Here is a 23,946-nt window from a genome sequence, read left to right as displayed (position 1 = left end):
CTCAGTCTTAGGTATCGTCAGTTTCTTAGTTTAATGTAGCTTCTGTGAGTGCATCCGCTAGGTAGAGCTGGGTTTGTTGGGCGGATTGCAGGCAGGATTTGAGGTAATCACAAACTTGAACAAGCTCATTAGCTTTGGAAATTATTTTATCCTGCTCATTTTGAGATAATAGAGGGAAAAGGGTCATTTCAAGCTGCTTGGTAGAAATGTGTGGTACACCATTACTTCGACCTGGATCAATGGCATTGATAAAATAATTAGACTCTAACCATTTACTCAAAAAGCCACTAAGAATCATATTTCCAATACTGCTAAACTTAGCCACCCGCTGTAATAAAAGGCAGGGCAAATCGCACTCGCGTATAAATGCATATTTCAATCCGGTATTAATTAAAGGTCTATCAAGTGATATGACAATATCTCCAACATTCAAACTAAACCCTTCAAACTCTGATAGCCTGGAATCAGGTAATTTCACTGAATCAGCCCAGTTAATATACCCGTGGGATATATTGGCATTTCTGACTAATCGAATTCCATTATCACTAAACCATTCACTTTTAAATGCGTAGCCATTTTGAAAATTAAATAACGTACCCAACCGACACCACTCCCACCCCTGCGGTAACTCAAACGGTTTTTCTTCATCACTAATCGGCGGCAATGGTTTTTGTTTTTTAATTTTACCGTTTTTCACCATCTGCGATTTTTCTTGCTCAATACGTTTCAGCAGTTTAGAAGCAGGTTCGTCGTTGGGATCTTGCGGCACCAGTTTACCCATCACAGCCAGTTGCAAAATGGTTTGCTTTAACGCATCGATGCTCGCCTCGGTGGTAAACAGTGTGTCGAAATTCTGGCTGATTCGCGCCCAGTTTTCGGCAAGTTCTTCGGTATTTTGGCTATCGGTCAGCGTTTCCAGTAGGGTTTCTACCAGTTGTTGATGTGCATCAAGGCTGGTTAGCGATTGCTGCTCCAGTTGGTCGCAGAGGGACATCAATACAGAGAATGTCTCTACTATTCTTGCTTGTTCAGTAATTGGTGGGAACGGTATGGGGTAGCTCTCAAAGAAACTTCGTGGCACACGTTTTTGACCAGCTGAACCAGTCATCTGTAATTCACCAATAGTTAAATAATGAGGTGATTTTATATTAAGGAGAATATATTGACGATTTAGCTCTGAACTTAATGGGCGAGCAACATGCAATTCTGTTGTACCTACACCCACACCATTTTTTAAGCTATTAAAAATGACAGCCTTACTATTTTGAAAGCAAGGTGTTATTTTAGCCAAAGCGATATCTCCGTCCGCAAAATGCGTATAGCCTTTCTTTACTTCTCCCCATTTCTTTATTTCTTGGTCATGTGTTCCATCAAATCGTGTTGAAATACAAGGCATTGGGATGAAAGAGATTTCTTGCTCATCATTCGTTACTTCTATTTTGGGATTAATTAATGCAATTTGATTTAATGAAGTCCACTCCCACCCTTGCGGCAACTCAAACGGTTTTTCATCCTCACTAATTTCTGGCAGCGATTTCTGTTTTTTAATTTTACCTTGTTTCGCCAGTTTTGCTTTTTCTGCAGCAATACGATTTAACAGCTCAGATGCTGGTTCATCATTTGGGTCTTGCGGTACTAATTTGCCACGAACTGCCAGCTCTAAGATCAGTTCGCGAAGTTTCTTAATACCATAAAGGTCAATTTTACCGTTGCTGCCACGCCCTGCGGTGGAGCGAGTTTGCAGTGCAGAAGACCAAATATCGATATGGTCGGTGATCAGCTTCTCAACGGTCATCAGTTCGCCTCCTTGTTACCCGCCAGTGCGGCACCGAGAATATCGCGTAGCTGGTTACGAAGCTCGCTGATTTCTGCCTGCTGTTTCTGGTACTGCGCCAGTAGTTCATCGGGATCGTGGCTGAACGTTTCACCTTGATACGGGTTTTTGATATCAAGGTTGAAGTTGCGGGCGATGATGTCGTCGATGCTGACTTTCCACGCCTGATTGTTCTCTTCACGGCTGGCAAAACCATCAGCTTCATTGCCCCACCAGTCGATTTCAGTCTGGAACTCTTCAAACTTCATCGGTTTGGTTTTACTGTAGTTTTTAACTCCCTCTGGATAGGGGTGTTCGTAGAACCAAACTTCTTTGGTTGGCTGGCCTTTGGTGAAGAAGAGGATATTGGTTTTGATTCCGGTATATGGATTAAATACGCCATTTGGCAAACGTATAATGGTGTGTAGATTGCACTCTTCGGTTAGCAATTTTTTGATTTTGGTTTTGACGCCTTCACCAAACAATGTGCCATCCGGCAGAACCACAGCTGCTCGGCCTTTATCCGCAAGCACTTCAATGATCAATTGCAAGAACAGGTCGGCGGTTTCGCGGGTTTGCATTTCCGCAGGGAAATTTTTCTCGATCCCGTCTTCTTCAGTGCCACCAAACGGTGGGTTGGTAATAATGACATCGAGTTGTTCATCCCAAGCGGACAGTGGCTTGTTCAATGTGTTGTCATGACGAATTTGTACTGGAACTTCAATACCATGCAATAGCATATTAGTGGTACACAGCAAATGTGGGAGCTGTTTTTTTTCTACACCAAAGATCTGTTGTTGTAGCGTTTTATGATCTTCAGTGGTGTTAACGTAATGTTGTTTCACATGGTCGAACGCGCAAGCAAGGAAGCCGCCAGTACCACATGCCGGGTCCATAATCGACTCGCCAAGCTTCGGATCGATGCGGTTGACCATAAAACGCGTCACCGCACGCGGGGTATAGAACTCGCCCGCATTACCGGCGCTTTGCAGATCGCGCAAGATCTGCTCGTAGATATCACCAAACAGATGACGTTCCTGGCTGCTGCTGAAGTCGATTTCATTCAGTTTATTGATGACTTGGCGTAGAAGCGTACCATTTTTCATGTAGTTATAGGCATCGCTAAACGCTTGTTTTACCACAAAACCACGTGGGTTTTTATCAATAGGCGCGGCGAGATTTTTTAAAGCAGGGAATAAATCGTCATTGACGAATTCGAGCAGTTCATCCCCAGTAATTCCCTCGTTGTTTGCTGCCCATGTACGCCATAAATAACGCGCATTAATGGGGAGTTGGTAATCGTCTTGCTCGAGTTCCAGCTCTTCTTCCTGAGTATCAAATATTTTCAGAAATAATAGCCAAGACAGTTGCCCAAGGCGTTGAGCATCACCGTCTACACCTGCATCTTTGCGCATGATGTCTTGTAAGGATTTAATTACTGAGCTAATCGACATGTTGGTATTCCATTGGTAAAAATGAAACCACCGAGAGCTGATTACTCACGGTGGTAAAATAATATGGGTTATTAGGCCTGGCGAGGTGGTAACTGATAAATTTGATCTTCCAGTTCATTGACTGCCTGCTCGTAAGCTTGTTTATTACCAAAGCTACTTTTGATGATTTCTAGCGGACGGCCTAGGCTGTCGAACGGTTTCAGTTTTAGTACCTGAATGTCTTCAATTTCCTGAACGCCTTCATCTGCGTATTTATCCAGCAAGGTATTGAGTACATGCTGTGCAGGTTCTGAATATTTGGTGAAGTAATTACGTTTACGCACATTGTCAGCCCGTTCTTTACGTGTTAGGGGCGGTTGACCATAAACCACATGACAAAGGAGATCGAATGGGTCAAGGTCTTTGCCCACTTCTTCTGCTAATACTTCCCAAAGTACGCCGAGTTGCTGGAGCTCATCAATAATAACCTGTTTGCGTTCAGCAGAGTGCCATTTTCGAATGAAGTTATCAAGAGAGGCAAAGTCTTTATCTTTGAGTAGCGTTTTACGGGTGTAGTCCTGAAAGGATTCGGTGACTAATTTACCATCGGCATCGTAATATTGGACACGTTTTGCCAGTACTTTTACGGTAACTCCGTTGACATGATATTTACGAATTCTGTTTTCGTCGCTTTCTTCAAAAGCACCGCTAGCACTTTCTGATGTGTCGCCATAGTGAGCGGACGGTTCTTCTGCGCCGGTAAATATATCGTTATCTAACGCTTCGTTTTCTGGAACCTCATCTTCTAATACATCATTGAAATCAGACTCGGGATCAGAAATATCGTTAGGTGTTGTGCGGATCACTTTTTCAGGTAAGCCATCAAAGCGTTCGTCTGCAAACAGTTCGGTGGCTTTTTTGAAATCGAGAATGGTGAACCAGAGTTTATCGAACTTTTCGTTAATACGTGTTCCACGCCCAATGATCTGCTTGAATTTGGTAATGGATTGAATATTTTGGTCTAGCACGACCAGTTTGCAGGTTTGAGCATCCACTCCGGTACTCATCAGTTCAGAGGTGGTTGCAATCACTGGATAAGGCTTTTTCGGATTGATAAAATTATCGAGTTGCGCCTTACCGATGTCGTCATCGCCAGTGATTTTCATCACGTATTTTTCATTTTTTCGCACTTGCTCTGGGTTTAGGTTTACCAATGCACGGCGCATACGTTCAGCGTGGTCAACATCGTTACAAAAAACGATGGTTTTATCCATTGGATTGGTGCGTTTTAGATAATCAGTGATTGTTTGTGCCACCAGTTGGGTGCGCTCATCGATCACCATAGTGCGGTCAAAGTCTTTTTGATTATAAATTCGGTCATCAATCAGCTGGCCTTGTTTATCAACTTGACCTTTTGTGGGACGCCAGCCTTGTAAGTCGACATCAATATCGACTCGAACCACCTTATAAGGTGCTAAGAAGCCGTCTTCGATACCTTCTTTAAGTGAATAAGTGTAAACTGGGTCGCCAAAGTAATCGGTGCTGGAAACGTCATCGGTTTCTTTTGGTGTTGCAGTTAAGCCTATTTGGGTCGCACTGCTGAAGTATTCAAGAATTTCTCGCCATGCGCTGTTTTCTGATGCGCTACCACGGTGGCACTCGTCGATAACAATCAGATCAAAGAAATCGGGGGCTACCTGCTTAAAGGCTTTTTGGTGTTCTTCTGGACCAGTAATTGCTTGATAGAGTGCAAGTTGAATTTCATAGGCTGGGTCAATCGTTCTACCTGTCACTTTTGCCATTGCACTGCCAAAAGGTTGGAAGTCGTTATTTTTAGTTTGATCGACAAGGATATTGCGGTCTGCAAGAAACAGAATGCGTTTTTTATTTTTAGCTTTCCATAATCGCCAGATAATCTGAAATGCGGTATAAGTTTTGCCAGTACCCGTCGCCATCACGAGTAATACGCGTTTTTGTCCAGCAGAAACGGCTTCTACGGTTTTATTAATGGCTTGTAGTTGATAATAACGAGGGGATTTTCCACTACTATCATCGTAGTAATCTTGACTAATTATGGGTAGCTGCTCGGCAGTAAAACCTTTCCAAGTACAGTATTTAGTCCAAAGCTGTTCTGGTGTTGGAAAGTCGTCGAGTGTTATTTCTGACTCAAGCTGTACTGGATTTGTTTTATCGTGGAAGATAAAACCATCGCCATTAGAAGCAAAAATAAAAGGGACGTCGAGTAGGCGTGCGTAATCTAGCCCTTGCTGCATCCCTTTCCCCATTTCGTGTTTATTCGCTTTAGCTTCTATGACGGCAAGGGGTAGACCTGGCTTATGATAGAGCACTATATCGGCTGATTTCACTGTCAATCGTGCTGCTAACTTACCACGAACCACCACTTTACCATCGCGAAGTTTGACCTCTTGGCGGATTTGCGACATCAGGTTCCAGCCTGCATCTTTAACTGCAGGGAGGATATATTTTGTAATGATGTCTGTTTCAGTCAGATGATTTTTATTCATGCTAGCCATAGCAGCTCTCTCAACGAAATTGGGATTAGTGCTTAATTATACACAGAATATAGGCATGAGTTAGGTTATAACTAACAGAGTGTGATTAGTGATACTACTATTACGATTCGTAATCTGGGGACGTTGATTCATTCGGTTTTGATAACGAATGATGCAAGCCTGTAAGGTATTCTATTTTTATATAGCCAATAAAGCGTCAGATAATTATATTGTCATTTTGTGTCTACATACATGATTAATGGCACTGATTTAATTACTAACCAAACAACACATAATCATCCATTATCCTCGTCAGTCCCCAGTTCTCCATCTGCCTGCCAATTATCCATTCCACCAGCTGTTCTTCAGTTTTCATCTTCAAGGTATTCAGCCAATCATCTAACGGAAAGCCCAGCATCAAATCATACCAGCACAGCCACATTAGTTTATGGCGTAGATCAGAGTCGTTAAACTGGTTGAACAGGCTAATCAGCTTATTCGCAAATGAACGTTGCCCAAGGCGGACGCACTCGCTGAGAAGAATCCCCTCTAACATGGGGTGATAACGTAGCAGGCGGTTATCAATCAATCCATATCAGACTGTACTGATAACGGCTCAGGGAACGTTCTACCGTGGATTAAACGGTACAGGCATGCCAAGAACGACAGCGGGCGTGCTGTCGGTATCTGGAAAGCGTATATCAGCTACTATCAGCTGGTGGCTATGCTTGATTAAGGGATTGCACATTCCCCGATAAACGGCGATTTTGGTAAAGCTAGCCAGCTCAAGTAGTGACGTAGCTATGCCTCATGAGAGTCATGATACTTTTTCATTGTTGAATTTTCAGTGTGATTTAAATGTTAGTGTTACTAACGTAGAATAGGGGCTCGATGTGATGATTAAGCTCTGGATTCGGCAATACGTGCTTGTAACCAACTCTCGACCTCGCTCTTTAACCAACGAGAGCTACGCCCCAATTTTATTGGTTTAGGAAACTCTCCATCTTGGATCAATTTATAAAACCACTTGTCTGTTAGTCCCGTTAAACGGGTAATGAATTTCATATCAACGAATTGGTCATTTAATAAGGGAATCGCTTGAGTGCTCATTATTGAACTCCTGTCTTTAAAGTTAAAAGGCAGAAGGGATATCGATGAATGTTTAGGGATATCTCTCTTCCAAAAGATATCCCCCTCATGTTTTTTATTGGTAGATTAACGGCTGCATCCAAAAGAACGCTCACCATCACCATAATATTTCGTATGCTCTTTTGCTAAGTAACGACAGCGCTGGTTTAATTCAAATATCGTATTTTCATTGTAGGCTTCATTATTATCTAGCCAAGTAACGGCGTTATCTGGGATATGAACTAAATAACGTTCATCAGGATAGTTCACCTCTATAGCACTACACCATGCCTGCTGTATTAATGTATAGAGTGTTCCTTCAGTTTTGATGAAATCACCTAGACTCCAATAAACATCTTTATTTAATAGCAAAAGTACATGGTAATGTTTTTTGTTATTTATCTCACCAAACTCCCTGACCCATACATAAAATAACAAGCATGAATGATTGCGTTTCCATGCTTTGTTTTTACGTTTTAGATCCGCGTTTATTTTGGCTTTTAACGATTCAATAAATCGGGTTATGGCATTGGAGTCATCTGAGTGAAGTGTATTTGATGAAGGAAAACGTAAGTCAACTCTAATAGCGGTAACTCTATTATAGGTTAAGAGTGATTTACGGATGGTGTAGTTTATCTTTTGAGTGTAATGCTCATTGTAGGTGTAACTAGACATGATTGATACCTTTGGTTGGTTTTATTTCATATCTAGAATGGGTGTTGTTAAAAATAGAAGTTCATCATTTAGCTGAGATGATGAATATATGGATGAGTGAGTCAGTGACAGGGTAATGTTTAATATTTTAGGTGTGGTAGTGATGAGTGTTTTTCTTTATAAAAATAATACTATACCAACACCGTATGGCTCTTCTATATCTCATCATCAATGACAGTGACAGAGCGTTTTTGAACAAAGATGAACTGCTCCTTTTTCCGGTGGATTTACTCTGATATTAGTTTATCTAAAGATTCATCTTTACTCTAAGGGGAATTTGTATAGATATAGTGATTTTTGGCACATAAATACTAGTTTTTATGTTGTATGATGACACTTAAAATGCTACGTAAAATACAACGTAAAGGTATGCGAAAAATACTACGTGGAGAGAATGCATGGTAAATATAGATGTAAATGATAATTATTTTGAATGCAGGCAATATTATGCTGTTCTATTCTGTATGCTTTCAGAAAAGACACTATCAATTAATGATCTTCATAAAATGATATCTGAGGCAAAGAATAAGAATGTGAATGTATTATTTAGTGAGTTAAATCAGCATGTCGGGCGTGTATTTAAAAATGTTGATTATTATTTAAGAAAGATAGAGCAAAAGATTATTCCAATAGAACAATTGTCTTTTTTAACGAATGATAGAATGTCCTTTGTTATCTTGAACTTTCTCATGAAGTCGTATAATAAACACCTTATAGAAAATGATTACAAATCAATTATGACTGGGGTGTATAATTACTCACCATTGAATTTGATTCCTGTAATGGGTAGGGATATCCCTTTTCATTATATTGTTTGTTTTTTGGACTTTGTTGTTTTATTTGTAAATCCTAAAGATTTTAATAAGGTGGTTTTTTTTATGAGAGATGAGGCTTTATCTGTTTTTAAAGAATACCCAGAGCCTTTTTCATTTTTACCAAGAAGGACTGAAGCATTAAAATGGATCGCTGAGAGAATGATTCGTGAAAATATTTCTTCTGATGATGATGTTAATTTACTTATTAAAAATCAGAAATGGAAAATAATTTCTTCATGTTTTGATTATTGGGCTGTTATTTCAAGTGTAGAAAAAGTCAAACTTTTTTTATCTCAAACAAGGAAAGCGTGGAGCCAAAAGAAGTATCGTGATGGAGTTAAAGATAAAACTGTACTGAATACGTATATTTCAAAACCATCAATGTTGAAATTAAAAAAAATAGCCAAAAATCATAATAAAAATATTAACGAAATTATTGAGGCTATGATCAACCAAATTGATTTGCCTTTAGAGCCATTAGAAGAGTTTGTTCGTCTTACCCAAAAAGAGAATTAAATAAATCTCAGATATATATTATTAACTTGAATAGTAACAGTGATTCTTTCAAGGATGTAATATGAACCAATATCCTGAATTAGGAAGGGTTATTTCAGCCTTTCCTGCTTCATTTAAAAACCGATTTTTCAACCAACTCAACCACCTAATCAACTACTCACCCACCATTGGTTTAATGGGTAAAACAGGAGCGGGCAAATCCAGTCTTATCAACGCACTGTTCCAATCCTCACTATCACCTGTGAATGATGTTTCAGGCTGCACACGCCAAGCCCAACGCTTCAGTATGACGATGAACAACCATACACTCACCTTTGTTGATTTACCCGGCATAGGGGAAAGCCTTGAGCGAGATAGAGAATACCACCAGCTCTATCGTAACTTATTGCCAGAACTGGATTTAATTATCTGGATACTCAAAGCGGATGATAGGGCATGGTCTTCTGATGAACAGTGTTATCGCTTTCTTACTGAGCAATGTGGCTACCAATCTGAACGATTTCTGTTTGTATTGAATCAGGCTGACAAAATAGAGCCCTGCCGCCAGTGGGATGAACACAACCACCAGCCATCCCTTGAACAAGTGGCTAACTTAGAATTGAAGCAGCAAGCCGTGATAACAGCATTCAAGCCGTATCATCCGGTGATGACGGTTTCTGCTGTCGAAAACTATCAACTCACTGAGTTAGCTGAGCAATTAATACAGGCGTTACCGGCGCAAGCCAGTAGCGGGGTAGCTAGGCAACTGAACAGCGCTTACCGAACGCAATCTGTGGAAAATTCTGCACGTAACGATTTTGGGCAATGTGTCAGTGATATCATCGATACCATAATCGATATCATTCCATTACCCCCATTGATAAAACATACGATCAGCACCGTCAAAAACAGCATCGTCTCCGTCGCTAAATCCCTGTGGAGCCTGTTCTTTTAACTTCTTAAATTAACACAACATTGATGACATCAAGCGCCGCTCCTTAACGGGGTTGGCGCTTTTTTATTTCTTTTTATTGGAGTATCAACTTATGAGTAACACAATTGAATCTGCTATCACAATGACACTCGTTCCCGATGAACAACGCCTTGATTTTTGGTTCAATCATTTTGGTGCAGTAAAAGGCTGGGCCACCTTTGAAGTAGTGATCTTCACCACGATGGGCCAATTCTGCGATGAATATCATGGCGGTTACTGGGAATATGGTGCGCTCAATAATGGTGGTGCCTTTATCTACCCCGATATAAACGAAGACACCTTAACCCTATTCAACATGCACAACGGCAATGAAGCCACGGTGAGCCAAGAAGCGGCAGGGATTGTGGTGTGTCTGATCCTGTACAGTATCTGGTCATTCCAAACAGAAAGCGAAGTGATGTGTGACCGCTTTTATCAATTGCGTGAATATGCGCTACAACATTCTGAATCTGCAGCCATTTTCCACTTAATTGATTAATCAGGAGCCTATCATGAGTTTATTAGCTTCGCGTTTTGGTTCTGCTAACAGTATTCGTCGTGAGCGTCCACTGACCATCGAAGAATTATTCCGTACTGTACCGAGCGTATTTTCTGAAGAAAAACACGATTCACGCAGTGAACGCTATACCTACATCCCGACCATTACTTTGTTAGATAGCCTGCAAAAAGAAGGCTTCTATCCGTTCTTTGCTTGCCAGACTCGAGTACGTGATGTCAGCCGCCGAGAGCATACAAAGCACATGTTGAGGCTGCGGCGACATGACCAAATCACGGGTGTACAAGTCCCTGAAATTATTTTGTTGAATAGCCATGATGGTTCGAGCAGTTATCAGATGTTGCCGGGTCTTTTTAGAGCCGTGTGTTCTAACGGTTTGGTGTGCGGTGATGTATTGGGTGAAGTGCGTGTCCCCCATAAAGGGGATGTGGTGGGGAAAGTGATTGAAGGGGCGTATGAGGTACTCGATACGTTTGAGCAAGTGGCTGAAAAACGCGAAAGTATGCAGTCGTTATTGTTACCCCCACCAGCCCAGCAAGCCTTTGCTGAAGCGGCTTTGACCTACCGCTTTGGTGAAGAGTTCCAGCCCGTCACACGAGAGCAAATTCTACAGCCTCGACGCGTTGAAGATAAGAAAGAAGACCTCTGGACGGTGTACCAACGTCTACAAGAAAACCTGATTAAAGGAGGATTATCAGGCAGAACCGCAAAAGGTAAACGCGCTCGTACTCGTTCAGTGAATGGGATTGATGGTGATATCAAACTCAATAAAGCCCTGTGGGTGATGGCGGATACCTTATTTAACCAACTTGCCCCTCGCCAGCCCAACTAATTTTCCCGCCCTGACAGGTTGTGTCGCTATGCTTCGCTTCTACATTGTTTAAATAAACAGCATGACGTTATTTATCAATGAATTACCTATAGTCATTTTTCACTAAAAAGCCCAATGAGAATTTTTCCCAACAGACATAACCTGTCAATCCCCTAAGTTAAACTTCCTCACTTCTTAATTTTCTAACGTCTGTTATTGAGAGCAATACGTTATGTTTCAGACCAACCGAAAATATGACCGCATGGCTGTGCGACTCTCTACGCTGATTGCTCGCTTAATGGCAGGAGAAAGCCTTGTGCTCTCATGTTTAGCCCAAGAGTTCAATGTTTCTGAACGCACGTTACAGCGTGATTTTCGTGAACGCTTGGCTTATCTAGGTGTAGAAGGTCGGCAAGGTTGTTATCGCTTGCCTATCAATACGCTAAAAGCTTACCGAGACAAAGATATTCTGACCTTTGTGAAACAGATTGGAATGACGCGATTGTTTCCGGGGCTAGACAGCCGCTTACTCGGGTTACTGTTAACTCAGCAGCCTCATGCACCTTGTCTGATTTGGCACCACGCCCATAAGATTTCGGCTTTACATGCAGACCATTTCTATCAATTGGTGTATGCCATTACAGGCAGACACTCCATTAGCTTACTCACACCTGAGCGTCGTTTTAATCCGCTACAACCTTATCAACTGATTTACCGTGAAGGACAGTGGTATTTACTAGCGGAATATCACCAGCAAGTGCATGTTTTATTGTTGGATGATATCCAGCAAGTTCAGCCGCTAAATACCCCCTTCACACCAAAACACGCAGTGATGCAACTGTCACAACAAAACAGTTTTATCGCAGCATTACCGCATTTTCGATTGATATCACAATTACTTACCTCTCTTCCATAATGCAAAGAAAGGAGACGACCATGACGTTATTAACACCACCAGCATCGCATCCCACACATTGCCCCCACTGTTCTTCTGAGCAAGACATCATTGCATGGGGCACGGGCTGGATATGCCGCGACTGTAATTTTGAATGGGTAACACCTATTCAAAATCAAAAGCCTATCTCCAGTGAGATTAAGGAGAGACTGCAATTTCACGGTAAAGAAACATTCAGTCATTCATGAGCTGATCACTTAATACGCCACACCAGAGAAAACTAAGCATCCACTAAGTAGTGCTTATCTTGCGTCAATATTGACGTATCTAATAATATTGAAAGGAATTTTAAATGAAAAAATATTTAGCTCTTATTACATCCGCATCATTATGTCTTATCGCTTCACAAGCCTTTGCCGCCAGCAAGCCGCCTAAAGATACGATTTGGGAATACATAGGTGACGGTGGTAAAACTTTATGGCAAGTCTGTGGCAGCCAAAACAGCACCTGTAAAATAGTGGGCTCAACCAAACATTATGTTGCCGTGCTGAATCGTAAATCTGCTTCGGGTTGCGCGTTCGGTGATTTTTATATCGTGGCAAGAACTGACGGTTTTTGGCAGCAGCGAGATACTGGCACGTGTAGCCCTAACGCCTACATCCAAAAAGGAACCATTAATAATGGTCAATACTCTACCGTCAATATTGGTGTTGGAGGAACGATTGTGGCTCAGTACCCTATTGGTTATTGGAGCCAGAAGAAAGAGTTTTCGGGTAAGAATCGTCCTCGTTGGAAAGAAAAAGATAGAACGCAAGGCGGGTTACAAACCGATATGAAAGCCTATGAAGCTATCCAAAATAAAAAATATTAAGTTTGCTTGGGCACAATCATGTGCCCTTTAATACCATTCATAGTCAGGATGTTATGACTTTTAATGAGGAATTATTTATGAATAAAATCAATCTATTGATTATAGCGAGTATGTTGACTTTGAGTACGTTCGCAATGGCAGAAGAACAGCGCTACGCAAGTATTACACATACGAGCTCAAACTTTATTAATCAAGGTTATTGTGGTTACTCATTTACCCTTGATAATGGCGGTAGCCATATGGTGTTAGACCACGCCGAATTTGGTGCCCTTGAGCTAACGCTACGAATGAAAGATAGGCAAGGAAAGGTATTAGGTGATGCAGTGTTGGAAGTTGATCCGTTTGGTGATACCAGTGCATCTCGAGCCACTTTTGCAGGATTAGAAATTCCGTGTGAGGATGTTGCTGAGTTTGAGGTTGTTAAAGCGGTGGAAGATCAGAATGGTCGTAAGGTTGAATTGCCGCTATCGATCTTTGAGGCTAATAATCCAGAGTTGGCGAAGATGTCGGTGGCAGGGGGAAAATAATGTTTACTAGCTCAGATTTGATCTGGCATAGTGGGGACGAAAAAATAAATCTAACCTGACTGGCTACTCTGTGCTAAAGCGGACGTTGCTAACAAGAGTCTGAGTTGATCAACGGGCGGCAGGTCAGACACGTTACTTGTTAAATAGCGTTCATGTGAAAGTGATTCACCTTTGGTGGCAAATTGCTTGCGAACTCGTTTGCAGTTTGCCCCAAATAGATAACACTCACTAAGCCTCTTTCCTGATGGGTGCTTACGAACGGTCATTCTGTTTAGTATTCATGAGTAAATCCCGAATTTTCGCAAGGTTTGAATTTTCGGGGACTGAATCCATGTATGGATCTCGCTCAAACACTAATTGCTCAGACTCAGCGAAAGCCTGCCATTCGAATGGGTCTAGCTCAAATTCTATCGCAGACATATCACTTTCATCTTCCCCCTCGATCCAGCGGACTAAATAAAACAATTCATCATCAGGAGAATCATCATCGTCATCAACAATATCAACGTCGGTTACAGTGATGCGCAGGGCGGGATCGATTTTTGAGACATAAATCCCTAACTGCGGCATAGATGGAATATTGCTCATGAAAATTTCCTTTATTAGTGTTTGCTATTTGAATAAAAATACGCCAAACAGAGCGCTTACTGTGAACACGGCAAGAATCGTTGTAAGTACCCCACTTAGACGTCGTATTCTCTTTTAGAGATCCTCTTGTATATGATTATGTTACCTGAAAACGAACTTCCGTTCATCGCTCAGACCTGACTGTCAGGTTTAATAGTGTTGTTCTACCTATGAACCTTATCAGTTTAAGTCTGAGCAAATACATTGATGTTACCGTCGTTCAAGGTTGTTGTGGATAGCTTGAATTTCTTCTTTCAAACTTCCACCACAATAAACCATAGAGGTATCATATCGTTCATACTTGGCTTCACGAGATGCGCTAAACCAATTGAATGAGCCAATGCAGAGTAAATTATCATCTCCGATAACAATTTTACTATGAACTCGTCGCACTAGTTTTGTAGCAATGCCATAAGAATCTAATTGTTCCAAAGCGCTATAAAGATTGGTTTCTCTTTCTTTACGTTTTTCAGGATCGGCGTGTTGGATATTGTAATTTTTATCTGTGATCACTTTTATTTGGATACCTTTGGCTATCGCTTGAGTCATAGATTCAATGAATCCAGTTTGTTCAAGTTTTTGCAAATTTAGCCAAGGGGATATAATAGTAATATGATTTTCAGTATTACTAATTGTTTGATTTAAAAAGTCATCGTGCTCTTTCACACCGTGAAGTGTGTATATTTGAGTATTCGATTTTTGTAAGTCTTGCCTTTCTTTGTATTCGAAGTGTAAGGCATTCCCTTCCTCTAAGAATAAGTACTTGGAAAGCAATCCCCTTGGTGAAGAAGGGGGTTGGATTTCAAATAAATCCATATCGCCAAAAACGAGAAAACTATCTTTAGCGCGTGAAACGGCAACATTCAGCATGCTGTTATCACTATCGATAAAACCGCCATCTTCATGTTTTGAATATACAGGGGAAAATATAACAATAGCTCTTTCTGCACCTTGAAGTGAGTGAACAGTACCAACAGTGAGGGCTCCTTCACTAGTTCCAGTAGTAATTCCTTGTTTACTAAGAGCATCTTTAATAGTTGAAACTTGAGCACTGAATGGCGTTACTATTCCAACTATTTGCTGAATAGGTTTTCCATAATGATTTTCAATACGTTGTTGATTTTCTATTAACCAAGCTGAAATTATCTCTGCTTCTAATAGGTTGAAGCGGCTTCCCGTATTTCTTTGCTCGCCTTTTCCATCGATATGGAGATAGCCCATTGCAGGGAATAAATGGTTATCACTATTTCCTCTTTTTGGTAATAATTTGCCTTGATAGCAAAGCTCATTACAGTACCCGATGATATTATCAAAGCAGCGTCGGTGCTCGTAGAGATACATGCCTCTCTCTAAATCAGTGTCATAATGGTAGCGTGAAGACAATTGTGCAATTTTCATCACACTACCAGAAGCTGCGCTTTTTCCAATTTCAGTTACTGATTCATATTCTGCATTGATTTGTTCTTGTGTATTTTCGGCCAGAATTTTTTCTTCCAGCATGTTTCCTGTATCAATTGATGGTGTGATATTCCATATTGGGGGAATTTGTGCAGTGTCTCCGATAACGAGTGCTTTTTTAGCTAACGAAAAAGAAGCTGCCGCGACTTCAGGTAACACTTGACCTGCTTCATCTACAATGAGTAAATCAGCAAGATTATATGCATAACTATTTTCGAAACCTTTCTGACCTTTATGCTCAGATATAACCATATGGGAAGGGAGCATATAGCAAGTCATGACCACACAAGGTGTCAACATCATTCTACGTTGCCAACGAGGTTCCACTGTTTTAAGTCCGTTCCTGCCTTTCTCCTTATTAAGATCATCAATATTGAGTACATCAATGAGCCAACGACCTTCCCAATAATGAGTGGTTAGCAAAAATAGAGGAAATCTGATTTGTGTGTCAGCCAGTTCATCAATTTGCAACAAGCTTGGTTCTTCACCCTGTTTATATCCAAGTTCAGAAGCAATGGTGAGCCATTTGGAAAATATATCTTTTTCTTGTTGGAGAATTTGATGTATGCGATCGATATTATTTTGATAACTCTTTTGTTCTTGCTCTTCACTATTGAGTAACGTTTTAATTAAACCATCAATATCATTGATTTCAGTTGGTTCTTTTTCAATAATTAAACTGCCTAATTTATCAGCAAGGAACAGCTTAACTTGGTAGTAACGCTTTTTACGGACAGGTGGTAGCCATGAAAATAATGAAATAAATAGGGATTCATTTGCTCTATATTTATCCCATTCTACCGAAGCCGTTTTTAATCTATTTATTTTAGATTGTGTTTTTGCTAGCCGTGCGGTCTGGTCATTAAGATAAGAATTTATATCATCGGATATTTGGGCTATTTTCCCTCGAATTTCTTGTAGAGAATCCCAAGTTTGCTTTATATCAACTAACTTACTGGACTGCTCGGAGAGTTGTTCATGCAACAACGCGATAATTTTTTCAGGGGTTGAACAATCTTTATTGGGGAATGCCAATTTGGATTTATTTAAATAAAAATCTAGTGCTCTTTCAATATATTCTTTAGATTCTATTTCTTTAAAAAAATCGTCAGTCTGGTACTTATTGATTGCTTCTGCTTTCTTGGTACTTGAAGGGAAATAAGCACCAAAACTTTTGATGTTTGGCAGCCAACGACCTGACATAGCACCATTTCCTTCGGAAAAGTCCTTTCCAAATGCTTCGATGATATTTGTGACGGCTTGGTTATTCGTAGAAGTCGCAAGTACAATTGGCGGATTTGTTTTTTCGAGCGCGGCTTTAGCCCAAAGTGTTGCAATAATGGATAAAAGTAAAGTCGTTTTTCCTGTGCCGGGAGGGCCGTTGACGGCTAAAATATCGCCGTCATTGGCATTAAGAAAATGACCTAGTGCATCTCGCTGAGCCAGCGCTAAAGGGAACTTATCCCCAGAATGACCTAATCGATAAGTAAAGGTATCTTCAGTCGAAATTAATGGCTCGATTTCAGGAGAAGCGAAGTTAGCGAATCGCTCAAATAATGGGACTTCTTTCTTATTTACAAGTAAGTGGTCATAAAGAGAAAGAATATGAGTACTAGCGCCTTTAGGTTCTACTTTTTTTAGTATATATCCGTAATCGGCAAGTTCATACTGTTCATGAGAGTTTATCCAAGAGTCAGCTATATTATTTAATAGCTTAGATGAATCATCTAAATATGATCCCCACCCTTGGAAATAGCCTTCATATCTTTTCTCTTTTTCTTCTTCAGTTTCTTCTGTTTCTAAATGAGATTCATCATAATGCATAGATGATGATGTATTCGTCGTTTTATATTTATCATACTCAGATATTTCACCAATAGAGAATGAACCATGAGACAGCGGTTCAAGTAGATCTCTAGGAATGACGGTAGTTGATGTTGGAAATAAAAAACCTTCTCGATTTATTTTTGCTAGTGTCACAAGCGGGGTGACAAATGTTGGACTGCCAGCAAAGCGCTCTTTTCCATGTTGTATTAGCCGCATAAAAACTTTTGGGCGTAAAATAACATCTACGGTGTTTACATCATCTTTTTCATCGGAAAAAAAACGCTCAGTAATAATGTCATCAAGGCGACCTGATGAAACACTTTCCCACTTAGTCAAATTATTCGTGTCTAGTTTTTCTAGAGCCCCTTTTCCTGACTCCGCATCAGCTAGTGAATTTCGCCAATAAGAGGCTAATTTTAGATAGTTATCATCCATTTCCTGTCCTAAAAATAATAATATTTAATTGATTATAATAAGATAAATTTATATATACAGCGTTATTCTCCATACTCACAGGATAACTTCAATATAAAATTTAACTTAGTTTTAATTCTGGATGAGAGGTCTAGATGCAGAGTTAGTTATCTGATAGCTTATAAGCTTGTGCTGTTCCATCTGCATCACGATTACTTGTATTAGATAACTATCAGAAAAAGTAAGAATTTCATCTGTTGGTATATGCGTTGGTATAAATAATTTTATACTTTTATATTTTAATTTAGATCATGAGGTTAAGTGTTATGTACGAGTCCGGCCTTCGCACCATAAGAACATCAAGAGACGTCAACCGACGTCTTTTTTTGTATCTGAAATCCAGTGCTTGCAAGGCTTTCCCCCGCATTTTCAGTCAATGCATGTCAACTTAACTCAACCCACATTAACCTCCGAGTGAGTATATACGTCGCTTCGATAATGAATGTATATTCGTCATACTTCGAATTACATGGTTGTTGGCTTCGTTCAGCTATCCGAGTCACATAGTTATCTATGCTCCTCGGCTATCTTCACTAGCTGCCTACACGTAATCCGAATTATTTAGAGTATATGCCTGCTCAGAGGTGAGAGGATAAAGAATATTGCACAATCCACCCGCAGCAGCGGATTGATTATTCAGCTCAGCGACTACAGCGCATAACGCAGCATATGCCATGGCATTCGCGGCTTTATTATCTTCATCTACTTGCTGTTTTATCAATGTCGCTTAGTACGGCGGCGAGGCATTTGCCAATGCACCTGCTAAATTATCAACTGCCAGGCCTTGTAGCTGCCTCGACGCTGACCTCTTGTTGTTTGGCATCATAGCCCGGGTCGATTTGGACGCTATCGCCCGTGAGGTTCAAGTCTTTTTGAGCAATCAGCTCCGCCCACATGCAGTTTGTTGCCAGCGGTTAAGCTGACATCGTTTTCTGCGACCACCGAGGAGCCTTTAACGTTCAGGTCGTTCCCTGCGGTAATGGTGACTTTTTTGCCACTGAGCAAGCAGCCTTTTTCACGAGTGGTCTCATCGTGTTGGATAGTGCGCTCACTGCTGGCGCTTAAAAAGCCTTTACTGCTACGCTGTTCTTCGACGGTTTTTTGTTTTCTTAATTCTGCAAGATTAACGTGTTATGGCGGATATTCAAGTGGCCAAATTTATTATTAAGTAGCTACAATTTAGAGCCAAACAATTGAGCTCTAACATAGATTCTTTAAGGCTTTTTTCTTAGTATGTAAATTAAACACTCTTGTTTAATGATATCTTATACCTTAAGAAAAGAGATAACTAAAATGCCAGCTGCTAAACGCCCTATTTTTAATTTGGAGCTTGACTTACTTCGTACTTTTATTGCGGTTGTTGATGGTGCAACTTTTGCCGCCGCTGCAGAATCTGTTTGCCGAACGCAATCAGCGGTGAGTCAACAAATGCAAAGGTTGGAGTCACTCATTGGCAAGGAGTTATTTGTGCGGCAAGGCAGAAACAAAGCATTGACAGATTCTGGTACACAGCTATTGAGCTATGCCCGTCGTATTCTGCGGCTTAATGATGAGGCATGTTTATCGCTAGTTTATGAAGAAATTGACGGGGTATTAAAAATTGGTTCGCCAGATGACACAGCGAATACCATATTACCTGATTTACTAGCCAGATTTTCAGGGGCTTATCCAAATTTGATCATGGATATTATTGTCAAACGTAGCCCATTTCTTATGTCAATGTTAGAGGATAATGAACTCGATTTGGCCATTTCAACCGAGGAACATGTTGGTTACCCTAAAATTGTCTTACGTGTTTCCCCTTCGCTATGGTATTGCGGGAAGCATTTTACCTTTAATTTAGAGCAGCCACTGCCATTAGTTGTGCTAGATGAACCGAGCACTTACCGTGAGATGATGATCAATCACCTCGATCAACAGCAAATACCTTGGCGAATTGCGTACATGGCAACAACATTATCTGGTGCACGTGCTGCGGTTAGGGCGGGATTGGGCATTATGGCGCGTTCAATTGAACTTTCAGGGGAGGATTTACGCATACTCGGTGAAGATGAAGGGTTACCAGCACTTCCGGCAATTCGATATAACTTGTACCTCAACTCAAAAAGCCCAACTAAAGCCGCCCAAATTCTTTTTAACTCATTAAAAAATGAACAAACAGACGTTATCTCCCATAACAACTAAAATTAGGAGTGATTATGACCCATTTTCACGGTATTTTTCCTTATCTTGTTTCACCAGTTGACCAAGCTAAAGGGGTTATTCTTGAATCATCCCTTCGTCATCTAATTGAACATCTTATTTCGAGCGGAGTTCACGGGTTGAGTCCGTTAGGGAGTACAGGTGAATACGCATATTTGTCACAAGAATTGCGAAATGAAGTCGTTCGCATTACGGTTGATCAAGCCGCGGGGCGGGTACCCGTATTAGCGGGGGTCGCCGGTTTCTCAACATCAGATGCGTGTTCACAAGCAGAGCAATATGCCAAGTTAGGTGTGGATGGTATGGTACTGATATCCCAAAAAATGTACCCTCTGAGTGACAAAGCTCAATTGAGTTATTTCCAGACAATAGCAGAGTCTTTTCCTGAAAAATCGATGACGGTCTATACCAATCCTGGTTTATTAGGGGATGTGCTGTCAATTTCTCTTTTGAATGAATTAAGTTATATCCCTAATATCGAATATGTTAAAGATGCATCGAGTAATACTGGAAGGTTATTAACAATGCTCAACACCTTCGGTGAGCGAGTTAAAATTTTTAGTGCTTCAGCTCATATTCCTTTATTAGTCATTAAATTAGGTGGCGTGGGCTGGATGGCGGGTCCTGCCTGTGTATTGCCAAAACAATGTGTTGAACTATATGAGTTGGCCACTAGAGGGGATTGGGATACAGCGTTAGCAAAACAGAAAGAAATGTGGCAAATCAACGAAGCTTTTACGCAATATGCATTAGCATCATGTATTAAAGCATCTTTAAACATTCAAGGATTTAATGTTGGTGACCCGATCCTTCCACAAGAACCTCTCAATGATGTTGCTATTGCTCATTTACAGCAAATTATTGCTCAGTTAAATGAATAATAATAAGGGGAAAGAAAAATAGAAGCCCATTTAGTGTGGGCTTCTATTCGTTAGTCGGTATTATTAAATACCGACACGCAATAACTGTGTGATAGCCTGTATAGTTTTCGTTTCGAAGGACAATACACTTTTAGCAAGCTGCGCAGCTTGTTCATTTTTCATTACCAACTCTGCATTGTCATAAAATTTGCTCACAATATCCTCCAACGACATTGGATTTTGTGGGTTACCGTATTGGATATCTAGTCGTTCCGTTATTGTCTCACCATTAGTTAATGTGACAAAAATTAAGCCGGGAAAATAGGTTGGAAAAGGAATTTCATTTTCAGTGGGATAACGATAACTGACTTTTTTCGCGAGGTTTTGGATATCTGTTCGCTGTAAATTTTGGGCTGAGAGCAAACTTAATGTTAATTTGTCTTCGATAAAGCCTGCGGCAAACAACCACGGGAGGCTAAATTTCGCTGCATAGGCACTCTGAGGAGCCCATTTTTGTTCTGGTGGCTCACAAATTAAGGCAGCTGCAACGGGATCGACAACGCATTCTACTTTAGCAATTTGCTCGAGGGTTATTCCTTGTTGTAATAATCGTCTCCCACAATCGACAGTGGCATGAGCAAAATGGCAAGCAGGGTAGGGTTTAATGGAAACATTCATGAACTGCCAAATATTACCTAAGTCTTGGGTGACTTGCTCGGGATGCGCATTTTCACGAAGACCATGTGTTTGGTACAGGCTATAGCGCCCTTCAAAAATAGTTTCTGGCCCTGTCATTCCGCCTTTAGCTAAACAAGCTGCAATAATGCCTGATTGCGCAGCCCAGCCCGCATGAAAACATTTTGCAGACGAGCTATTGGTTAGGTATTCAGCAACACCACTGGCTTGGCTTCCTGTTAGTCCAAGAGCATGAACCGTTTGTTCCCGAGTTAATTTAAGTAATGAAGATGCACAAGCTGTCGAGCCAAAAATACCAGCTATGGCTGTAGAATGGAAGCCGCGTTGATGGAACCCGCTGTGGCTTGCTAATCCCACTCTGGCAGCAACTTCCCAGCCAATAATCCATGCAGTAATGAGCTCTTGCGTTGTTGCTTGTAAATGTTCGCCGAGTGCAAAGGCGATAGGGGTAAGTACGGCACTACCGTGAGTGATTGAGTCGGTGTGTGTATCATCAAAATCTAATGCATGTGCAGAAATACCATTTACTAAAGCGGCGGTGGTAGTTGAAACGGTTTGGTTACTTCCCCAAATTGGAATTTTTCCTTGATGATCAGGTAAATAAGCGACTCCCTTACGGCATTGTGTTGCACTTTGTTGGAGACTTCCGGCAAGTGCAACGCCTAATGTATCGAGTAAATGATACTTGGCGCGTTCAACAACCTGCGGTGGAATATCAGAAAATGATAGGGATGTGATAAATTGGCTTAGCTGTTGGCTTAATGTCATAGATACCTCCGGTGAATGAAAAAGCCAGCACTTGACTGGCTTTAAGAAAGTAAAGATTTAAACTTTGCTAAAATGAATTAGTCATTAAGCCAACCGGATGCTTTGGTTTGTTCTATTACTCGAGTGACTTGTTCAGGAGCATTTCCCACATAGGTCGTTGGATCTAATAGGGCATCAAGTTCTTCTTGCGTTATATGGTCACGAATGCGCGTGTCACGGTTAATGGCCTCAATAAAAGTGATGCCTTCTTCTTGGCCAGACATAGAAGCTTCATAAACAATTTCATGGGCAGTTTGTTTACCCGCTTTGTCTGATAAAGCAAACATGACGCGCTCAGCGAGCATAAATCCACCTAAAATATCTAAATTTTGGCGCATCTTATCGACATGCACGTTTAATCCCCCTAATACCGTTTTCATGTTATCGAAGATCACCGAAAGCATCAGGCACATTTCTGGCATCACTTTCCATTCCATCTTCCAAATCGCACCATCTCTTTCGTGTTGGTGTTTCATCATGTCGGTAAGCACTGAAAGATTAGCTTTCAATGTATTACTGACACATGCTGCATTTTCGACAATGGCAGGATTACGCTTGTGTGGCATCGTTGAGGAGCCAACTTGACCTTTACTAAAAGGCTCTGAAAGTTCATCAATTTCATTGTGAGCTAATAATAAAATTTCATTGGCAATTTTTCCTAACGTGCCGCTAATTAAACCAATCAGCATGCCATATTCACTAAATCGGTCGCGAGCGGGTTGCCAAGAGATTTCAGGAGTGCCTAAACCGAGCCGATTTAATACACGAACTTCAAGCTCATCTGCTTTGTCGCTCAATGAGGCCTTAGTTCCAACAGCGCCAACAACGCTACCAACGAATAAGCGAGGTTCGATTTCTTTTAATCGTTGATAATGGCGTGCTAATTCCGTTAACCAAATTGCAGTTTTGTGTCCAAAGGTAATCGGTAAGGCTTGTAAGGCTAAGGTTCGTCCTGCCATTGGTGTATTGCGATGCTTTTCGCTTAACGATAATAAAGAACGCCCTAATATTTTGATATCACGTAAAAAAACTTTATGAGCCTCTTTAAGTTGAAGCACTAAGCCTGTGTCCATAACATCTTGTGTCGTGGGGCCAAAGTGGACGTATTCACCAAAATGTTCAGGACAAGCATGTTCTAAACCACGGATGGTTGGAACAAGTGGGTGACGAGTTAAACGCACTTGCTCTAAGATGAAATCCATATCTAATTTTTCCAGTTTTGCTGTATCAGCAATGATCTTCGCAGCTTGCTTTGGAATCAAGCCTAATTCAGCTTGTTCAATTGCTAATGCTGCTTCGTAATCAAGCCAATTTTGCATTCTGACTTTATCAGAAAAAATAGCTCGCATTTCTTCTGTAGACCATAAGTTCTTTAATAATACCGAATCAAAAACACTAGTACCCATAATATTCCCCTGTGTAAGAATAATATTGAAAATTAAAAAGCAATTATTTGTTAGAGAGTTTCTTTATTTATGCAATAAATAATA

The 23,946-nt window shown here is 40.8% G+C and carries 19 protein-coding genes and 3 pseudogenes; 9 read left to right on the top strand and 13 right to left on the bottom strand.

Translation table 11 applies throughout. The features are described from left to right. Positions 1-25: 25 nt before the first annotated feature. The 6 genes and pseudogenes from PR725_RS02785 to PR725_RS02760 all read right to left on the bottom strand — a co-directional run bounded on the left by PR725_RS02785 (position 26) and on the right by PR725_RS02760 (position 7,562). Positions 26-1,795, bottom strand: a complete 1,770-nt coding sequence (locus PR725_RS02785; protein WP_272567496.1) for a restriction endonuclease subunit S — start codon at positions 1,793-1,795, stop codon at positions 26-28. Continuing rightward, the gene (locus PR725_RS02780; protein ID WP_272567494.1) at positions 1,795-3,267 is read right to left on the bottom strand and encodes an N-6 DNA methylase; all 1,473 of its coding nucleotides are present in this window, start codon (positions 3,265-3,267) and stop codon (positions 1,795-1,797) included. The genes PR725_RS02785 and PR725_RS02780 overlap by 1 nt, the downstream gene beginning before the upstream one ends. A 71-nt stretch (positions 3,268-3,338) precedes the next feature. Continuing rightward, positions 3,339-5,780, bottom strand: coding sequence for an EcoAI/FtnUII family type I restriction enzme subunit R (hsdR, locus tag PR725_RS02775; protein ID WP_272567492.1), 2,442 nt, complete (start codon positions 5,778-5,780; stop codon positions 3,339-3,341). 256 nt (positions 5,781-6,036) lie between these two features. Continuing rightward, positions 6,037-6,564: pseudogene (locus PR725_RS21845) on the bottom strand (hypothetical protein). Positions 6,565-6,659: 95 nt separating this feature from the next. Then, positions 6,660-6,869 carry a helix-turn-helix transcriptional regulator gene (locus tag PR725_RS02765; RefSeq protein ID WP_154602982.1) on the bottom strand — a complete coding sequence of 70 codons (210 nt, stop codon included), beginning with the start codon at positions 6,867-6,869 and terminating at the stop codon, positions 6,660-6,662. A gap of 105 nt (positions 6,870-6,974) precedes the next feature. Beyond that, positions 6,975-7,562, bottom strand: coding sequence for an inovirus Gp2 family protein (locus tag PR725_RS02760; protein WP_213637531.1), 588 nt, complete (start codon positions 7,560-7,562; stop codon positions 6,975-6,977). A 437-nt stretch (positions 7,563-7,999) separates the two neighbouring features. Here PR725_RS02760 and PR725_RS02755 point away from each other — a divergent pair, with 437 nt between their 5' ends. The 7 genes from PR725_RS02755 (at position 8,000) to PR725_RS02725 (ending at position 13,505) form a co-directional block, all read left to right on the top strand. Further along, complete coding sequence (locus tag PR725_RS02755; protein WP_272567487.1) at positions 8,000-8,932, top strand: hypothetical protein; 933 nt, start codon at positions 8,000-8,002, stop codon at positions 8,930-8,932. A gap of 61 nt (positions 8,933-8,993) precedes the next feature. Continuing rightward, entirely contained in the window at positions 8,994-9,866 is an 873-nt protein-coding gene (locus PR725_RS02750; RefSeq protein ID WP_272567486.1) for a GTPase family protein, read from the top strand. Between the two features lie 91 nt (positions 9,867-9,957). Then, complete coding sequence (locus PR725_RS02745; protein WP_272567483.1) at positions 9,958-10,383, top strand: antirestriction protein; 426 nt, start codon at positions 9,958-9,960, stop codon at positions 10,381-10,383. Positions 10,384-10,396: 13 nt separating this feature from the next. Continuing rightward, the gene (locus tag PR725_RS02740; protein ID WP_115164608.1) at positions 10,397-11,233 is read left to right on the top strand and encodes a DUF932 domain-containing protein; all 837 of its coding nucleotides are present in this window, start codon (positions 10,397-10,399) and stop codon (positions 11,231-11,233) included. Positions 11,234-11,444: 211 nt separating this feature from the next. Next, complete coding sequence (locus PR725_RS02735; protein ID WP_272567481.1) at positions 11,445-12,128, top strand: helix-turn-helix transcriptional regulator; 684 nt, start codon at positions 11,445-11,447, stop codon at positions 12,126-12,128. Between the two features lie 331 nt (positions 12,129-12,459). Then, positions 12,460-12,978 (top strand): hypothetical protein, encoded by a 519-nt coding sequence (locus tag PR725_RS02730; protein ID WP_272567479.1) that lies wholly within the window; start codon positions 12,460-12,462, stop codon positions 12,976-12,978. Positions 12,979-13,055: 77 nt separating this feature from the next. Continuing rightward, on the top strand, positions 13,056-13,505 hold the full coding sequence (locus PR725_RS02725) for an IrmA family protein (RefSeq protein WP_272567477.1): 450 nt from the start codon (positions 13,056-13,058) through the stop codon (positions 13,503-13,505). 122 nt (positions 13,506-13,627) lie between these two features. Here the strand turns inward: PR725_RS02725 and PR725_RS02720 are convergent. From PR725_RS02720 to PR725_RS02700, 5 genes and pseudogenes are all read right to left on the bottom strand, one after another. Further along, positions 13,628-13,771: pseudogene (locus PR725_RS02720) on the bottom strand (site-specific integrase); the annotation flags it as partial. Further along, positions 13,758-14,093, bottom strand: a complete 336-nt coding sequence (locus PR725_RS02715) for a hypothetical protein (RefSeq protein WP_272567474.1) — start codon at positions 14,091-14,093, stop codon at positions 13,758-13,760. The pseudogene PR725_RS02720 and the gene PR725_RS02715, both read right to left, overlap by 14 nt. A gap of 249 nt (positions 14,094-14,342) precedes the next feature. After that, complete coding sequence (locus PR725_RS02710; protein WP_272567471.1) at positions 14,343-17,852, bottom strand: AAA domain-containing protein; 3,510 nt, start codon at positions 17,850-17,852, stop codon at positions 14,343-14,345. A gap of 580 nt (positions 17,853-18,432) precedes the next feature. Beyond that, positions 18,433-18,612 carry a hypothetical protein gene (locus PR725_RS02705; RefSeq protein WP_272567470.1) on the bottom strand — a complete coding sequence of 60 codons (180 nt, stop codon included), beginning with the start codon at positions 18,610-18,612 and terminating at the stop codon, positions 18,433-18,435. A gap of 125 nt (positions 18,613-18,737) precedes the next feature. Next, positions 18,738-18,944: pseudogene (locus tag PR725_RS02700) on the bottom strand (hemagglutinin repeat-containing protein); the annotation flags it as partial. Between the two features lie 240 nt (positions 18,945-19,184). Here PR725_RS02700 and PR725_RS02695 point away from each other — a divergent pair. Both PR725_RS02695 and PR725_RS02690 read left to right on the top strand, forming a co-directional pair. Further along, positions 19,185-20,075: a LysR family transcriptional regulator gene (locus PR725_RS02695; RefSeq protein ID WP_004907568.1), complete on the top strand. Its 891-nt coding sequence runs from the start codon at positions 19,185-19,187 to the stop codon at positions 20,073-20,075. A 14-nt stretch (positions 20,076-20,089) separates the two neighbouring features. Continuing rightward, entirely contained in the window at positions 20,090-20,974 is an 885-nt protein-coding gene (locus PR725_RS02690) for a dihydrodipicolinate synthase family protein (protein WP_117162619.1), read from the top strand. Between the two features lie 63 nt (positions 20,975-21,037). Here PR725_RS02690 and PR725_RS02685 read toward each other — a convergent pair whose 3' ends face one another. Both PR725_RS02685 and purB read right to left on the bottom strand, forming a co-directional pair. Next, on the bottom strand, positions 21,038-22,417 hold the full coding sequence (locus PR725_RS02685) for an MmgE/PrpD family protein (RefSeq protein ID WP_004907570.1): 1,380 nt from the start codon (positions 22,415-22,417) through the stop codon (positions 21,038-21,040). 77 nt (positions 22,418-22,494) lie between these two features. After that, positions 22,495-23,862 (bottom strand): adenylosuccinate lyase, encoded by a 1,368-nt coding sequence (gene purB / locus PR725_RS02680; RefSeq protein ID WP_110731613.1) that lies wholly within the window; start codon positions 23,860-23,862, stop codon positions 22,495-22,497. Between the last annotated feature and the right edge of the window lie 84 nt (positions 23,863-23,946).

This window comes from Providencia sp. PROV255, assembly GCF_028478065.1.
In the GTDB taxonomy this organism is placed as follows: Bacteria; Pseudomonadota; Gammaproteobacteria; order Enterobacterales; family Enterobacteriaceae; genus Providencia; species Providencia rettgeri.
Note: the sequence above shows the minus strand (reverse complement) of the source record. Positions and strands in the feature narration are given on the sequence as shown.

Coding starts and splice junctions, on each gene's coding strand:
- PR725_RS02685 (WP_004907570.1), bottom strand. CDS start 22,417: ATGACATTAAGCCAACAGCTAAGCCAATTTATCACATCCCTATCATTT.
- PR725_RS02765 (WP_154602982.1), bottom strand. CDS start 6,869: ATGAGCACTCAAGCGATTCCCTTATTAAATGACCAATTCGTTGATATG.
- PR725_RS02710 (WP_272567471.1), bottom strand. CDS start 17,852: ATGGATGATAACTATCTAAAATTAGCCTCTTATTGGCGAAATTCACTA.
- purB (WP_110731613.1), bottom strand. CDS start 23,862: ATGGGTACTAGTGTTTTTGATTCGGTATTATTAAAGAACTTATGGTCT.
- PR725_RS02785 (WP_272567496.1), bottom strand. CDS start 1,795: ATGACCGTTGAGAAGCTGATCACCGACCATATCGATATTTGGTCTTCT.
- PR725_RS02780 (WP_272567494.1), bottom strand. CDS start 3,267: ATGTCGATTAGCTCAGTAATTAAATCCTTACAAGACATCATGCGCAAA.
- PR725_RS02690 (WP_117162619.1), top strand. CDS start 20,090: ATGACCCATTTTCACGGTATTTTTCCTTATCTTGTTTCACCAGTTGAC.
- PR725_RS02735 (WP_272567481.1), top strand. CDS start 11,445: ATGTTTCAGACCAACCGAAAATATGACCGCATGGCTGTGCGACTCTCT.
- PR725_RS02730 (WP_272567479.1), top strand. CDS start 12,460: ATGAAAAAATATTTAGCTCTTATTACATCCGCATCATTATGTCTTATC.
- PR725_RS02715 (WP_272567474.1), bottom strand. CDS start 14,093: ATGAGCAATATTCCATCTATGCCGCAGTTAGGGATTTATGTCTCAAAA.
- hsdR (WP_272567492.1), bottom strand. CDS start 5,780: ATGGCTAGCATGAATAAAAATCATCTGACTGAAACAGACATCATTACA.
- PR725_RS02740 (WP_115164608.1), top strand. CDS start 10,397: ATGAGTTTATTAGCTTCGCGTTTTGGTTCTGCTAACAGTATTCGTCGT.
- PR725_RS02750 (WP_272567486.1), top strand. CDS start 8,994: ATGAACCAATATCCTGAATTAGGAAGGGTTATTTCAGCCTTTCCTGCT.
- PR725_RS02695 (WP_004907568.1), top strand. CDS start 19,185: ATGCCAGCTGCTAAACGCCCTATTTTTAATTTGGAGCTTGACTTACTT.
- PR725_RS02760 (WP_213637531.1), bottom strand. CDS start 7,562: ATGTCTAGTTACACCTACAATGAGCATTACACTCAAAAGATAAACTAC.
- PR725_RS02725 (WP_272567477.1), top strand. CDS start 13,056: ATGAATAAAATCAATCTATTGATTATAGCGAGTATGTTGACTTTGAGT.
- PR725_RS02745 (WP_272567483.1), top strand. CDS start 9,958: ATGAGTAACACAATTGAATCTGCTATCACAATGACACTCGTTCCCGAT.
- PR725_RS02755 (WP_272567487.1), top strand. CDS start 8,000: ATGGTAAATATAGATGTAAATGATAATTATTTTGAATGCAGGCAATAT.